Raw genomic sequence first — 14,014 nt, forward strand, 5'->3', positions numbered from 1 at the left:
GTAGTTTCCCGTTACCTGTTCCATCGCACAATGGAGTCAGGTGCCATCCACAGAGAAGAGAAGGACCCTCGTCATGACCACCGCTCCGAAGCTCAGCTTTGACGTGCAGCTCTCCGACCACGCGCGCACCGCGGCCGAGCGCGAGCAGGTACTGGCGAGCCCCGGGTTCGGGCAGATCTTCACCGACCATATGATCTCGGTCGACTACACGGAGGGCGTCGGCTGGCACGACGCCAGGCTCATGCCGTACGGCCCGCTGAGCCTGGACCCCGCGACCTCGGTCTTCCACTACGCGCAGGAGCTCTTCGAGGGTCTGAAGGCTTATCGGCAGGTCAACGGGTCGATCGTGTCCTTCAGGCCATTCGCCAACGCCGGGCGGTTCAACAGGTCGGCGCTGCGGATGGCGATGCCGGAGCTGCCGGAGGACGTGTTCGTCGAGTCCCTGGAGCTGCTGGTCCAGACCGACCGCGACTGGGTGCCGACCACCGAGGGGCACAGCCTCTACCTGCGCCCGTTCATGATCGCCACGCAGGCGGGGCTCGGTGTGAACTACCCCTCGCGTAACTACAAGTACATGGTCATCGCCTCGCCCGCGGCGTCGTACTTCTCCGGTGGGGTCAGCCCCGTGTCGGTGTGGCTCTCCACGGAGTACACCCGGGCGGCACCGGGCGGCACCGGGTTCGCCAAGTGCGGCGGCAACTACGCGGCGGCCTTCGTCGCTCAGCGTCAGGCCGTCGCGCAGGGCTGCGACCAGGTGGTCTGGCTCGACGCCATCGAGCACCGCTACGTGGAGGAGATGGGCGGCATGAACCTCTTCTTCGTCTACGGCGACAGGCTCCTCACTCCGGCGCTCACCGGCACGCTGCTCCCCGGCATCACCCGCGAGTCGGTCCTCACCCTCGCCACGGAACTGGGGCTGAAGCCGGAGGAGGGCCGGCTCTCCATCGAGGAGTGGCAGGCGGGCTGCGAGTCGGGCGAGCTCACCGAGGTCTTCGCGTGCGGCACCGCCGCCGTCATCACCCCCGTCGGCTCGGTCAAGGGCGCCGACCGCGCCTGGACCGTCGGCGACGGCACCCCGGGCCCGGTCACCCTCAAACTCCGCGAGGAACTGGTGGGCATCCAGTACGGTGCGCGCCCGGACACCCACGACTGGATCCACAAGATCTGCTAACCCGGACTTCGGACGGCCCGGCCCATTCGGTCCGGGCCGTCCTGATTCGGCTCAACCGATGAGCTTGCCGGTGTCGATGGTGAGGTCCCACGGCTCCGGAAGTCGAAGCGCACCGCCCAAGCGGACCTCTGTCACGTGTGCGTAACCGTCTTCGCTTGGGTATCTGAAGAGCTTGGCCGTGCCCTGGAACTGATCCACCACCAGGAGGAGAGGCACGTTGGCCGTAGCGCAGTTCCGCGGTTTGATGACGTGATCATCGTGTGAGCTGCTCTTTGAGACGACCTCCACCGCAAGGCAGATCCCGTCCGCGTAGACGTGATCGGACCCCCACATTCTCGGCTTTTCCGGCACCACGGTCAGATCGGGGATGTAACGATCCATTTGAGGGCCGAGGAACAGGATGATTCCCTGCCAGATCTCCCACCCCTGCTGCGTCACCGTGGGGAGGAGCTGGGCGAGGAGGCGGAACACTAGGCTGCTGTGATCGCCGGTGGTCATTTCGCCGACCACGACCCGCCCGTTGATGACCTCGACTCGGCTATCCGGGAACAGATCGCAGGTACGCCGATAGATCTGGTCCGTGTCTGACTGAAACGTCTCCTGCATAGGTCGGTCCAGCACCTTGACCATGTTTCCATCATCTCCTCCGGATGACCAGGCACCACGTGTTCGGTGCGATACTCAAAGTAGTCACCGACAGGCGGTCCCGCACAGGAGTTCGAGAAAGTCGCCGTTGGTGAAGTACGGCGCGATCGTGGCCCCTCCTTGTGCAGAGGGCGGAGACACGCGCCGAGGTCTCGGATTCTGAGATCGATGTGCCAGATGGTGGGTGCGTGTGGCAGACTACAGACACCATGTTGAACGGTCTGCTCATTATCAGCAGGCGCGCCGGCACTTAAAGGACCACGCCGGCGCGCAGACCTCTCACGTCCGTGAGGGGTCTTTTTGTTTGGGCGCGCGGCGACTGACCCGAAGACCGTTAGGGAGACGACACCATGGCTGACGACAGCTTCCATGTGTACGACACCACTCTGCGCGACGGAGCGCAGCAGGAGGGCCTCAACCTCACCGTCGCCGACAAGCTCCTCGTGGCGCGGCACCTTGACGGCCTGGGAGTCGGCTTCATCGAAGGTGGCTGGCCGGGCGCCAATCCCAAGGACACCGAATTCTTCCGGCGGGCTCAAACAGAGCTCGACCTGAAGCACGCGCAGCTCACCGCGTTCGGCGCGACCCGCCGGGCCGGGGGGAAGGCAGCCGACGACCCGTTGGTGGCCGCACTGCGCGAATCCGGCGCGCCGGTCGTGACCCTTGTCGCCAAGAGTCACGACCGGCACGTGGAGCTGGCCCTTCGCACGACTCTCCAGGAAAACCTCGCGATGATCCGCGACACGGTTTCGCACCTTCGTGCGGAGGGCCAGCGAGTCTTCCTCGACGCCGAGCACTTCTTCGACGGCTACAAGTCCAACCCAGCCTACGCTCTGGAGGTCGTCAGGACGGCGGCCGAGGCCGGGGCCGACGTGATCGCCCTGTGCGACACCAACGGCGGGATGCTGCCCGACGAGCTGGCCGAGGTGGTGCAGGCGGTGGCCAGGACCAGCGCCAGGGTCGGCATCCACTGCCACGACGACACCGGCTGCGCCGTCGCCAACACGCTCGCCGCCGTCAAGGCCGGCGCGACGCACGTGCAGGGCTGCGCGAACGGGTACGGCGAGCGCTCGGGCAACGCCAACCTGTTCACGGTCATGGCGAACCTCCAGCTCAAGCGCGGCTTCGAGCTGGTTCCCCAGGAGTCGCTCGCCGACATGACCCGGATCGCGCACGCGATCACCGAGGTCACCAACGTCACCCCGAACTCCCACCAGCCCTACGTCGGCGTGTCCGCCTTCGCGCACAAGGCCGGGCTGCACGCCAGCGCGATCAAGGTCGATCCCAACCTGTACCAGCACATCGACCCCGCCGAGGTCGGCAACGACATGCGCATGCTCGTCTCCGACATGGCCGGGCGCGCCTCCGTGGAGCTCAAGGGCCGCGAGCTGGGCTACGAGCTGAACGCCACGGAGTCCCGCGAGCTGGTGGACAGGGTCAAGGACCTGGAGTCGAAGGGCTACACCTTCGAGGCCGCCGACGCCTCCTTCGAACTGCTGCTCCGCGACACGCTGAGCGGCGAGCGCAAGCGCCACTTCACGGTGGAGTCGTGGCGGACCATCGTCGAGCGTCTCCCCACCGGCGAGGTGGTGAGCGAGGCCACGGTCAAGCTGCACGCCAAGGGCGAGCGGATCGTCGCGACCGGCGAGGGCAACGGCCCGGTCAACGCCCTGGACCGGGCGGTGCGGTCGGCGCTGGAGAAGCTCTACCCCGAGCTGGCCGGTCTGGAGCTCGTCGACTTCAAGGTGCGCATCCTCGAGGGCACGCACGGCACCGACGCGATAACGCGGGTGCTGATCACGTCCAGCGACGCCTCCGCCGAGTGGGCGACCGTGGGCGTCGGCGAGAACATCATCGAGGCTTCCTGGCAGGCCCTGGAGGAGGCCGTGACCTACGGCCTGCTCCGCGCGGGCCGCGAGGTCGAGTAGCCGTCAGGGGGCCGCGACATCAGGCGGGCCCACGAGACCGGGTCGTTCGCAGGGGGTGCGGCCGATCGTTCGCGGGGTGCGGCCATCCGCGACCAGCGTGAAAGGTAGCCCGTCGGGCGGAGTCCACCACGTCCGGGGCCTGTAGTTACGGCCCGGCGGTCCCTGCCGGGCCGTACGAAGGGCGCCTTCGGTGGCCCCTGCCGGAGCCACCGAACGAGGTCAGGCCAGGCCGGACGCGGTGGCCCGGAACGTCACCGGGCCGTCCGAGGTCTCCACCGTGACCTTGCCGCCGCCGCACTTGACCTTCGGGTCGCCGGTCCCCGGCACCACGATGGTGAGCAGCGGGTCGGCCGAGGCGGGGGAGAGCACCGCGGGCGCGGCCTCCTTGCGCAGGTAGGCCGGGGAGACCCAGCCCTGGAAGGGGCTGCTGGCTCCCCTGACGACCTTCAGCCCGCTGACCGGGTCGCACGAGGGCAGTGCGAGCTGGATGAGCGTGGCCTTCCAGCCGGACTTGTCCTTGAGGGCGACCCTGCCGCCCTTCGGATTGGACGCCGTCAGCTTGTGGTCGAGGTGCCAGAGGTTGCTGATCCGGGAGCTGCCCGGCGCCCAGTCGAGCACCGCCATCAGGTCCTCGCCGTGGTTGACGAGAACCGACCTGGTACGGCTCACGCCGTACGCCTTGTCGGTGAGCCGGTAGCTCTGCCGGTTCTTGCTCGCCGACGACTTCTCCAGCTTGGTGACCGTCTGCCCGCGGAAGGCGGCGCCCGCCACCACCGGCACGTTGTGGGCCTGCGGCGACATCGTCCAGCGGCGGTAGGGCGTGTTCTCGTAGGAGTGGAAACCCACGTCGACCAGCACGTCACGGCCATGGGCGTAGTAGGTGACGCCCATGTGGTCCTCGTGCCCGTGGTACTTCATCCCGGGGCCGAACCTGATCGAGTAGTAGGCCGACTCCGGTTTGTCCCACGCCGTACGCCCGTAGATGTATCCCGCCCCGCCGAACACCTTCACCGTCTGCTTCGGGTGCTCGTAGCCGGCGGGCCGTACGTCGGCGCCGCCGTCGCCGATCGGGACCATCTGCCCGTTCGGCTGGGTGGAGTGCGTGATGAACGACTCCAGCGACGCCCATCGCTTGGAGATCGTCGAAGGCACCTTGCGGTCGCACGACTTGATGTTGTCCATCGCGACCTTGAGCCGCTGGTGGACGTAGATCGCATACCGGGGGGCCTGTTCGCGCAGCGCGCCCTGGGAGTCGACGTCGAGCCTGACGGTCTCGGTCAGCCGCTTGATCGCCAGATTGGACCATTCGGGCCGCTTGTACCTGCATCCGATGCCCAGCAGTGCGATGTCCTGGTCGATCCCGTGGTTGTGGCCCTTCTCGTACAGCCTCGGGTCGGCCAGCATTCTGGCGTGCTCGGCCAGGCTCTGGGTCAGCCAGCTCTCCTTGACGTGCTTGCTCAGGCACACCAGCGCGGGGGCGCGGAGCGCGATCGGGTGCTCCGCCCAGGCGTACGGGCTGGTGTTCCTGCTCCCGCGCGGGTTGTCCGCCACCCAGTCCTTGGCGATCTCCTTGGCCCTGGCGAGGTAGGCCTCCTTGCCGTTCGTCTCGTAGTCGGCGACGAGCCTGCCCATCCACCGCAGCGAGTGGAACACCATGTCCCAGGAGCGGTTGCGGTACGGGCTCCAGCGCCAGTTGACGTTCTTGCCGACCTTCGCGGGCGGCAACCCGAGGAAGGAGAGCTCGCCGTTCATGACGTCGTCCGAGGTCGGAGTGGCGGGCAACCAGTCACCCTGGCATTCCGAGGTACGTTTCACGACCGCGGCCTGCGCGGCGTTCACCACTCCGCCACAGGTCAGCAGGAGCATGAGGGAGAGACCGAGGGCATGGCTGCGGCGGAGCACGCCAGTTTCCTTCCTGGCCGGACAAGGGGGGCGGATCATGCTTTCCGAATCCCATATGTCCGGTCAAGTCACAGGCGTCGCCAAAGCCACATCGTTATCAGTCTCACAGCTGGGCCGAAGCGACCTCAGGGCTGCTTGGGCCCGGCGCTCTCGACCACCTCGAAGGCCCACAGCTCCGCCGCCGAGGACGCCGGCCCCTGCCCGTGCCCATGCCCCTGCCCGTGGCCGTGTCCTTGACCGTGTCCCTGGGCCGCCTTGGCGTGGCCCTCCTGGAAGGCCTGGCTGCTCTGCCAGCGCTCGAAGTCGGCCTCGCTGCGCCAGCGGGTGTAGACGAGGTAGCGGCCGGAGTCGTCGACCGGCCGCAGCAGCTCGAACCACTCGAAGCCGTCGGAGGACTCCACCATGCCCGCACGGCCGGCGAACCGGCGTTCGAGCTCCTCGCGCATCTCCGGCGGGACCGTCAAAACGTTGATCTTCACGACCGAAGCCATGGGGACTCCTCGTAGCGATGAGTGATCGACCACGATCACCCTACGGTCACCACGGGGCGCTCGCTCGGCGTGTCGTGCCCGATCAGTGGATCTGGCGTGGCCGGCTGCCGGACTCCCGCAAGGTGAGCTGGACGAGGGCGGGCAGGCGGTCGACTTCGAGGGCTTGGCGCATCCGGGGGATGGCCTGGGTGGAGAGGTGGTCGCGGAGGGTGTCGATCGTCGCGGCCTCGTCGGCGACCAGGCGGAGCCGTACGGCCGGCTCGGTTCTGGTGCCGGTGAGGGCGGCCTGGGCGCGCAGGATGGACGGGTGCCCGGTGAGGTCGGCTTCGAGGGCCTCGGCGACGCCGCCGGACTCGACCTCGGTGATCCCGGTGGCGTCCTCGGAGAGGCGGAGGCCGCGCACGGTGTCGTTGCGGGCCTGGGCGAGCAGCCAGCGCAGGCCGAGGATCGCGGCGATCAGGCCGAGGGCGGCGAGCACCCACCACATCCACGGGTTGCGGGCGAAGAAGACGATCTCCCTGAGTCCGACGACGCGCTCCATCGACGCGAGCCGGCCGAAGGCGCCCAGGGCTCTGGCGAGCGAGAGTCCGCCGACGACGAACAGCAGCAGGCCGAGCAACGCCAGGCCCAGCCGGTTTCCACGTGCGGTCTTTCGCTCCATGATGTCTGCTTCCTCTGCTCGTCTCGGCTACTTGTTGCGCAGGGAGACCGACAGGTGCGGCGAACTCGCGGGCGCCAGCGAGGTGAGCTTGGAGGACACCGCCTGCCGTATCGCGTCGTCCAGGCCGCCGGTCTCGTGCAGCGGGGTCGTGGCGGTGACGTGGACGTGGTTGCCGTGCACCCGGGTCCTCGCGCCGCTCACGCCGTCGACCCCTTCGGCCGCGTGGGACAGGGCACGGGCGAAGCTACGGCGCCGCAGCCCGATGATGAGGTCGCGGTCACCGGTCAGCAGCGGCACGTACCTGGGCCGGCCGGGGATCAGCGCGATCAGGAGCAGGAGCAGGCCGAGCGCGGTCACGACGGCGGCGGTGACGATCACGCCGGTGTCGTTCCACCGGGTCGCGTTGGCCCAGCCCTGGACGCTGTCGTACGGCAGCAGCCGCGCGGGATTCTGCAGCAGCGCCGAGATGATCTCCAGTGCGACGACGAGGCCGACGACGAGGAGGGCGACGGCGGCGATGACCGCGGGCCAGGACCGCCGGGGGCGGAAGGCGCGGGCCGCCGCGCGGTTCGCGCCGCCGGACCCCGGCAGGGTCGGCGTGGCGACGCGGTGGGCGCCCGTGGTGGTCATGCCGGCACCTCCGGTCGCGTGTCGGCCGTCTCGTCGACGGTCCCGGCCGCCGGTTCAGGGCCGGGCGCCGGGCGCGCGCCGGGGACCAGGGCGGCCACGTCGATGTCGACGTGGCCGATGGCCAGCCCGGTCATCTGGTGCACGCGGGTGGCGACATGGCGGCGGAGCTGGTCGGCGACGCTTCGGATCGGGACCGGGTAGGCCACCGACACGTCCAGCCGCAACGAGGCGAGCCCGCCGTGGACGGTCGCGTCGGCGGCCCTGCCCCGTGGCACCGGGCCGCGACGGCGTACCTCGACCACCCCGCCGACCTCCTGGGCCGCCCGGGTCGCGATCTTCGAGACGACGTTCTCCGGGATGTGGGTCCTGCCACGCCGCTCGGGTGGGACGCTCATCGACGTCTCATCGCGAACTGGGACAGGTCGATCGTCCCGCCCTCAAGGATGCGCCCGACCAGCAGGCCGACCGCCCCCAGCACGAGGACCAGCAGGAACGCGCCCAGCCCGCCGAACGCGCCGACGATGCCGAGCACCATGCCCACGGTCAGGCCGACGATCGGCCACAGCGGAAAGGAGTTCATTGTCGACCTCTCTCTTCAGTCGCCTCTTCAGTCGCCACGTCTGTCACCACGTCGTCGATCGTCACGTTCACCGGTCGCCCCTCCAGGAGCGGGCCGACGGCCTGCCGTACCTGGTCGGCGATCGCCGGGAGCGGCCGTCCGTGGCGGGCGACGATGGCGATCTCCACCTCGTCGTCGCGCACGGCCACGCCCGAGATCCTGATCCCGGGCAGGTAGGTCGCGACCGCGCCGAAGGGGCCCGGGGACAGCCTGGCGACATCCGGGCAGCCCTCCACCGCCTTCACCACGGCTTGGACCAGGTCCTGGGATCGGTCCTGGGATCGGTCCTGGGGCTGGGACTGGTCCGGCTCGGTGTGAGCCTCGGTGTGAGCCCCGGTGTGGGCCCCGGTGTGGGCGACTTCGCTCACTGGACTCGCGGCTCTTCCTGTCTGCTCTGCTTCTCCTGTTTGTCCTGTTGGTCGTCACCGGGCAGGTGGACGTCGTCCACCCTGATGTTGACCTCGGTCACCTCCAGGCCGCACATCCGCTCCACGGCCGAGATCACATTGCGCCGTACGCCGGCGGCCAGGTCGGGGATGCCGACCCCGTAGTCGACCACGAGGTCGATGTCGACGGCCGCCTGCCGTTCGCCCACTTCGACGGACACGCCCTGCGTGGTGCCCTTCCCGGCGCCCACCATCCCGCGCATGGTGCCGAGCGCACGGGCGCCCCCGCTGCCCATCTCGTGGACGCCGGAGACCTCGCGCGCGGCGAGCGCCGCGATCTTCGCGACCACGCTGTCGCCGATGGTGGTGATTCCCTTGCCGGAGGCGAGTGGCTTGCCGCCTTCCTGCGTTCGGGCGCGGGGTACCGCGGTTCCCTGATGCATGGTGTCGGACACGTTGATTCCTTCCCCCGTCGGCGACCGGCGCGCGCGGCGGTCACCTGGCCATCAGCCCTACTTCCGGACATGTCGTCCTAAAAAGCGATGTACAGCGGTAATACCCCAGGTCATAGGCATAATCAGGACTTGATGGGCTTTTTCCCTCGGGATGACCGGTCATTGCCCGCCGCGCCCGTCTGCGAGCACGTCCGCACCTCAGTAGGCTCGTGCCGTACGACATCCGACTTTCGTAAGGCAGTCACCAGTGCGCATAGCGAGGTTCTCGACCGGCGAGGGCGTGACGTTCGGGGTGGTCGAGGGGGACCAGGGCGAGGAGTTCGTCTCCGCGGTCTCGGGGCATCCCTTCGGCACGATCCAGTTCACCGGGGAGCGGTTTCCGCTCGCCGAGGTCAGGCTGGTCGCGCCCATGCTTCCCAGCAAGATCGTCGCCATCGGCAAGAACTACGCCGAGCACGCCCGGGAGATGGGCGGTGAGCCGCCGGCCGAGCCCGTCATCTTCAGCAAGCCGTCCACCTCGGTGATCGGGCCCGGCGAGGCGATCGCCTACCCCGAGAAGCTGTCGCAGCGGGTCGACTTCGAGGGCGAGCTGGCCGTGGTGATCGGCCGCCTGTGCCGGGAGGTGCCCGCTCAGCGGGCGAGCGAGGTCATCTTCGGCTACACCTGCGCCAACGACGTGACCGCCCGCGACCTGCAGGCCAAGGACGGCCAGTGGACCAGGGCCAAGGGGTTCGACACCTTCTGCCCGCTCGGCCCGTGGATCCAGACCGAGCTCGACCCCGCCGACCTGGCGATCACCACTACGGTCAACGGCGACATCCGGCAGAGCGCCCGCACCTCGCAACTCCTGCACGACATCCCCGCGCTGGTCGCCTACGTGAGCGCGGTCATGACACTGATCCCCGGCGACGTGATCCTCACCGGCACCCCCGCCGGGGTCGGGCCGCTGGCCGTCGGCGACGAGGTCGGCGTCGGCATCGAAGGAATCGGCACTCTCACAAACCGGGTGGTCTCCCGTGATTAGGGTTCGTTTCGCTCCCTCGCCCACCGGCATGTTCCATGTCGGCGGCGCCCGTTCCGCACTGTTCAACTGGGCCCTCGCGGAGCGGGAGGGCGGCCGCTTCGTCCTGCGCGTCGAGGACACCGACGCCGCGCGCAACCGGCCGGAGTGGACCGAGGGCATCATCTCCGCGCTCGCCTGGATCGGCATCAACGGCGAGAACCCGGTCTTCGAGGGCCCCTACTTCCAGTCGGCCAACGAGCCGCAGCACCGCGAGGCCGTCGCCAAGCTGCTGGCCGACGGCAAGGCCTACTTCTGCGACTGCACCCGTGAGCAGGTCCAGGCCCGCACCGGCTCCGAGCACAAGGGCTACGACGGCCACTGCCGCGACCGCGGGCTCAGCGCGGGCGCGGTCCGGTTCCGCACTCCCGACGAGGGCGTCGTCGTCGTCGACGACGTGGTCAGGGGCCGGGTGGAGTTCCCCAACGACGCCCAGGAAGACTTCGTCATCGCGCGCGGCGACGGCTCCCCGCTCTACGTCCTGGCCAACGCCGTCGACGACATCACCCAGGCGATCACGCACGTCATCCGCGGCGAGGAGCACCTGTCCAACGCCGCCCGCCAGCAGCTCCTGTGGCCGGCCCTGGGCGCCACCCCGCCGGTGTGGGCGCACCTGCCGGTGATCGTCAACGAGCAGCGCAAGAAGCTCTCCAAGCGTCGCGACAAGGTCGCCCTGGAGTCCTACCGCGACGAGGGCTACCTCGCCGAGGCGATGGTCAACTATCTGATGCTGCTCGGCTGGGGCCCCGGCGACGACCGGGAGATCATGCCCTGGTCCGAGATGATGCCGCTGTTCCGCCTGGAGGACGTCATCCCGTCCTCCGCCTTCTTCGACGAGAAGAAGCTGCGCGCCTTCAACGGGGAGTACATCCGGGCGTTGCCGCCGGAGGAGTTCATCGCCCGCTGCGCGTCGTACCTCGACCCGAGCTGGGACCTTGAGGTGTTCGCCAAGGTCGCGGGGCTGGCGCAGACCCGGGTCGCGGTGCTCTCGGAGATCACCGCGAACGTCGACTTCCTCTTCCTCCCCGAGCCGGTGTTCGACCAGGCGAGCTGGGACAAGGGGATGAAGAACTCCCCGAAGGAGATCCTCACCGGCTACCTCGCCCGGCTGGAGACCGTCTCCTTCGACCCCGAGTCGCTCAAGACCGCCCTGGAGGAGGTCGGCACCGAGCACGGCCTCAAACTCGGCAAGGCCCAGGCCCCCGTCCGCGTCGCCGTCACCGGCCGGACCGTCGGCCTGCCGCTCTTCGAGTCGATCGAGGTCCTCGGCCGCGAACGCACCATCGACCGTATCCGCACGGCCCTCGCCAAACTCTGACCCCGTACGGCTCGCGCCACCACCCGGCGCGAGCCGTACTCAGAGTCCCAGGACCCGGCGCAGTCCGGCGTCGATGTCCTGAAGCAGCGCTTCGGGAGCCTGGCCTACGGGCCCATCGAGATCATTTTTGTTGACCGTGACCAGGGAGGTCACGTTGACGACCGAGTCTCGTTTCAGACCGGTGGACAGGGCGGGGAGAAAGACGTTCCCCGGCATGGCCGCGAGGCCGGTGTTCGTAGTGATCACTGCCGTTATCGCAGTAGCAAGCCTGCTCGCGTTGTAAGAGCCGGCCTGTATCACGATCACTGGGCGGCGCTTGGCCGGTCGGCTTCCGGCTGCCTCCCCGAGGTCGGCCCAGTAGATGCCGCCTCGCCGGATCACCATTCGTCGTCGGCTGAGAGGACACGGCGACCGGCTTCCACTGCGACGGCCCCTGAGTCGTCGTACCCCGCCAGTTCGAGAGCGGCATCGATCTGGCGGGTCAGAGTCTTCTGTTCGAGGCGCTGGAGGTACTCCTGTGCGGCACGGGTGTAGAACTCCGATCGGCTCATACCGAGTGCCGCAGCCTGTTGCTCAACCTTGGAGAAGGTCTCGTCAGGTATGGAGATCGCGGTTTTCATACGAGAAGTATAACCCGGTCATACCCGTGTGCGCTCGTGGTCAGCCGAGGCCGCGGCGTTCGAGGAGGGGCTCGATGTGGGGGTCGCGGCCGCGGAAGTTGCGGAACGCGGTCATCGGGTCGATGCTGCCGCCCCTGGCGAGGAGTTCGCGGCGGAACCTGTCACCGTTCTCGCGTCGCAGGCCGCCGTTCTCCTTGAACCACTCCACGCTCTCGGCGTCGAGGACCTCGCTCCAGATGTAGGAGTAGTAGCCGGCGCTGTAGCCGCCCGACCAGATGTGCGCGAAGTAGGTGCTGCGGTAGCGCGGCGGGACCAGCGGCAGGTCGACCCCGGCGTCGGCCAGCGCCGTCCGCTCGAAGGACTCCCAGTCGGCCGGCGGCTCCTCGAAGGTGTGCCAGGCCCAGTCGAGCAGGGTCGCCGCGAGATACTCGACGGTGGTGTAGCCCTGGTTGAACTTCTCGGCCTCCAGCATCCGGTCGACCATGGCCTGGGGCATCGGTTCGCCGGTCTCGTGGTGTTTGGCGTAGTTGGCGAGGATCTCCGGCCAGACCGCCCACATCTCGTTCACCTGCGAGGGATACTCCACGAAGTCGCGCGGCACCGCCGTACCCGAGAAGCGCGGGAAGCGGACGTCGGAGAACAGGCCGTGCAGGGCGTGGCCGAACTCGTGGAACATCGTGGTGACCTCGTCGAACGTCATCAGCGTCGGCTCACCGGCCGGCGGCTTGACGATGTTCAGGTTGTTCACCACGACGGGCTTCTCGCCGAGCAGTTCCGACTGCCTGACCAGGCTGTTCATCCAGGCGCCACCGCGCTTCGACTCGCGGGCGTAGTAGTCGCCGAGGAAGAGGCCCAGCGGCGAGCCGTCATGGTCGGCGACCTCGAAGACCCGCGTGTCCGGGTGGTAGCCCCGCAGGTCGGGACGCTCGGTGAAGGTCACGCCGTACAGTTCGCCCGCGGCGTGGAACACGCCGTCGCGCAGCACGCGTTCCAGCTCGAAGTAGGGCTTCATCCGGGTGCTGTCGAGGTCGTAGCGGGCGGCGCGGACCTTCGCCGCGTAGTAGGCCCAGTCCCACGGCTGAAGGTCGAAACCCGCCTCGGCGCGCAGATCGTCGGCTTCGGCGCGGGCGTTCGCCACGGCCGGCGGGACCAGCTTGGCGAGCATCTCCGTCACCGCCTCGGTGCTCGGCGCGGTCTGGTCGGCCACGACGTACTCGGCGTGGTTGGCATAACCGAGCAGCTTGGCCCGCTCGGCGCGGAGCCGGGCCGCGCGGACCACGATCTCGGCGTTCACCGTGGCGCCCCGGCCGACCGACGCCTTGTGCAGGCGCTCGCGCATTCCCCTGTCGGTGAGATCGGCGAGCGCCGGCTGGCCGGTCGGCAGGCTCAGGGCGAGCGCGTAGCCGCCCTCCAGACCGCGGGATCCGGCCGTCGCCGCCGCGGCCTCCACGGAGATGCCGTCCAGCAGCGCCGGGTCCTCGACCACCACGGCGGCGGCGTTGGTGTCGGCCAGGAGGTTCTGCTCGAAGGCGGTCGCCAGCCGCGACAGCTCCTCGTTCAGCTCGACGAGACGCTCTTTGTCCGCCGGGCCCAGCTCAGCCCCCGCGCGGACGAAGTCGATCAGGTAGCGATCGAGCAGCCACGCCTCGTCGTCGGCGAGGCCTTCGCGGGGCAACGTGCGCAACCGGGCGAACAACTCGGCGTTCAGACGGATCGCGTCGCTGTGCTTGGTGAGCTTCGGCGTGACCTCCTGCTGGATCTCCCGCAACCTGGGAGTGCTGTCGGCGGAGGACTTGTTGAAGAAGACGGCGCTGACCCGGTCGAGCAGCCTGCCCGACCGCTCCAGGGCCGCGACCGTGTTCTCGAAGGTCGGCGGCTCCGGGTCGGCGGTGATGCTCTCGACCTCGGCGAGGTGGTCGCGCATCCCTCGCTCGAAGGCCGGCAGGTAGTGCTCCTCCTCGATGTCCGCGAAGGCGGGCAGGCGATAGGGGAGGGAGCTGGGTGCGAAGAACGGGTTCACGGCCAAGATCGGGGTCTCCTCACGGGGCGTCCTGGGACCCATCCTTCCTACTTGACTCGCAGATCCGCGCCAAGTCGGTATTCGTTTTGGTCTTGGCACCCAAGCTGG

16 protein-coding genes are annotated in these 14,014 nt (G+C 68.7%); 4 read left to right on the forward strand and 12 right to left on the reverse strand.

Annotation, left to right across the window (positions count from 1 at the left end; translation table 11 throughout):
* Positions 1-73 precede the first annotated feature (73 nt).
* Positions 74-1,171, forward strand: coding sequence for a branched-chain amino acid aminotransferase (locus tag MBA17_RS14355; RefSeq protein ID WP_238496933.1), 1,098 nt, complete (start codon positions 74-76; stop codon positions 1,169-1,171).
* Positions 1,172-1,222: 51 nt separating this feature from the next.
* Here the strand turns inward: MBA17_RS14355 and MBA17_RS14360 are convergent, their stop codons facing one another.
* The gene (locus MBA17_RS14360; RefSeq protein ID WP_238496934.1) at positions 1,223-1,801 is read right to left on the reverse strand and encodes a Uma2 family endonuclease; all 579 of its coding nucleotides are present in this window, start codon (positions 1,799-1,801) and stop codon (positions 1,223-1,225) included.
* Positions 1,802-2,166: 365 nt separating this feature from the next.
* Between MBA17_RS14360 and cimA the strand changes: the two genes are divergently transcribed.
* On the forward strand, positions 2,167-3,744 hold the full coding sequence (gene cimA, locus MBA17_RS14365; RefSeq protein ID WP_238496935.1) for a citramalate synthase: 1,578 nt from the start codon (positions 2,167-2,169) through the stop codon (positions 3,742-3,744).
* Positions 3,745-3,963: 219 nt separating this feature from the next.
* Here the strand turns inward: cimA and MBA17_RS14370 are convergent, their stop codons facing one another.
* From MBA17_RS14370 to MBA17_RS14405, 8 genes are all read right to left on the reverse strand, one after another.
* Positions 3,964-5,646 (reverse strand): heparinase II/III family protein, encoded by a 1,683-nt coding sequence (locus tag MBA17_RS14370; RefSeq protein WP_238496936.1) that lies wholly within the window; start codon positions 5,644-5,646, stop codon positions 3,964-3,966.
* Between the two features lie 125 nt (positions 5,647-5,771).
* Positions 5,772-6,137 (reverse strand): antibiotic biosynthesis monooxygenase family protein, encoded by a 366-nt coding sequence (locus MBA17_RS14375; protein WP_238496937.1) that lies wholly within the window; start codon positions 6,135-6,137, stop codon positions 5,772-5,774.
* A gap of 82 nt (positions 6,138-6,219) precedes the next feature.
* Positions 6,220-6,798, reverse strand: coding sequence for an alkaline shock response membrane anchor protein AmaP (locus MBA17_RS14380; RefSeq protein WP_238496938.1), 579 nt, complete (start codon positions 6,796-6,798; stop codon positions 6,220-6,222).
* A 27-nt stretch (positions 6,799-6,825) separates the two neighbouring features.
* Entirely contained in the window at positions 6,826-7,428 is a 603-nt protein-coding gene (locus MBA17_RS14385) for a DUF6286 domain-containing protein (RefSeq protein ID WP_238496939.1), read from the reverse strand.
* Positions 7,425-7,823, reverse strand: a complete 399-nt coding sequence (locus tag MBA17_RS14390) for an Asp23/Gls24 family envelope stress response protein (protein WP_238496940.1) — start codon at positions 7,821-7,823, stop codon at positions 7,425-7,427. Before MBA17_RS14390 ends, MBA17_RS14385 begins: the two co-directional genes overlap by 4 nt.
* A complete protein-coding gene (locus tag MBA17_RS14395; protein ID WP_238497179.1) occupies positions 7,820-8,008 on the reverse strand; it encodes a hypothetical protein in 189 nt (62 codons plus the stop codon). The genes MBA17_RS14390 and MBA17_RS14395 overlap by 4 nt, the downstream gene beginning before the upstream one ends.
* Positions 8,005-8,415 (reverse strand): Asp23/Gls24 family envelope stress response protein, encoded by a 411-nt coding sequence (locus MBA17_RS14400; protein ID WP_238496941.1) that lies wholly within the window; start codon positions 8,413-8,415, stop codon positions 8,005-8,007. Before MBA17_RS14400 ends, MBA17_RS14395 begins: the two co-directional genes overlap by 4 nt.
* The gene (locus tag MBA17_RS14405) at positions 8,412-8,888 is read right to left on the reverse strand and encodes an Asp23/Gls24 family envelope stress response protein (protein ID WP_455432764.1); all 477 of its coding nucleotides are present in this window, start codon (positions 8,886-8,888) and stop codon (positions 8,412-8,414) included. The genes MBA17_RS14400 and MBA17_RS14405 overlap by 4 nt, the downstream gene beginning before the upstream one ends.
* Positions 8,889-9,135: 247 nt before the next feature.
* Here MBA17_RS14405 and MBA17_RS14410 point away from each other — a divergent pair, with 247 nt between their 5' ends.
* Together MBA17_RS14410 and gltX are read left to right on the forward strand one after the other, a co-directional pair.
* On the forward strand, positions 9,136-9,912 hold the full coding sequence (locus MBA17_RS14410) for a fumarylacetoacetate hydrolase family protein (protein WP_238496942.1): 777 nt from the start codon (positions 9,136-9,138) through the stop codon (positions 9,910-9,912).
* A 28-nt stretch (positions 9,913-9,940) separates the two neighbouring features.
* Positions 9,941-11,266 carry a glutamate--tRNA ligase gene (gene gltX, locus MBA17_RS14415; RefSeq protein ID WP_238497170.1) on the forward strand — a complete coding sequence of 442 codons (1,326 nt, stop codon included), beginning with the start codon at positions 9,941-9,943 and terminating at the stop codon, positions 11,264-11,266.
* Between the two features lie 39 nt (positions 11,267-11,305).
* Here the strand turns inward: gltX and MBA17_RS14420 are convergent, their stop codons facing one another.
* From MBA17_RS14420 to MBA17_RS14430, 3 genes are read right to left on the reverse strand one after another with little or no spacing between them, the layout of a single operon-like run.
* Positions 11,306-11,650 (reverse strand): type II toxin-antitoxin system PemK/MazF family toxin, encoded by a 345-nt coding sequence (locus tag MBA17_RS14420; protein ID WP_238496943.1) that lies wholly within the window; start codon positions 11,648-11,650, stop codon positions 11,306-11,308.
* Entirely contained in the window at positions 11,644-11,886 is a 243-nt protein-coding gene (locus MBA17_RS14425; protein ID WP_238496944.1) for a ribbon-helix-helix domain-containing protein, read from the reverse strand. Before MBA17_RS14425 ends, MBA17_RS14420 begins: the two co-directional genes overlap by 7 nt.
* Before the next feature lie 40 nt (positions 11,887-11,926).
* On the reverse strand, positions 11,927-13,912 hold the full coding sequence (locus tag MBA17_RS14430; protein ID WP_238496945.1) for a M3 family metallopeptidase: 1,986 nt from the start codon (positions 13,910-13,912) through the stop codon (positions 11,927-11,929).
* Positions 13,913-14,014 lie beyond the last annotated feature (102 nt).

Source organism: Dolomitihabitans soli (assembly GCF_022213955.1).
GTDB lineage: Bacteria > Actinomycetota > Actinomycetes > Streptosporangiales > Streptosporangiaceae > Streptosporangium_A > Streptosporangium_A soli.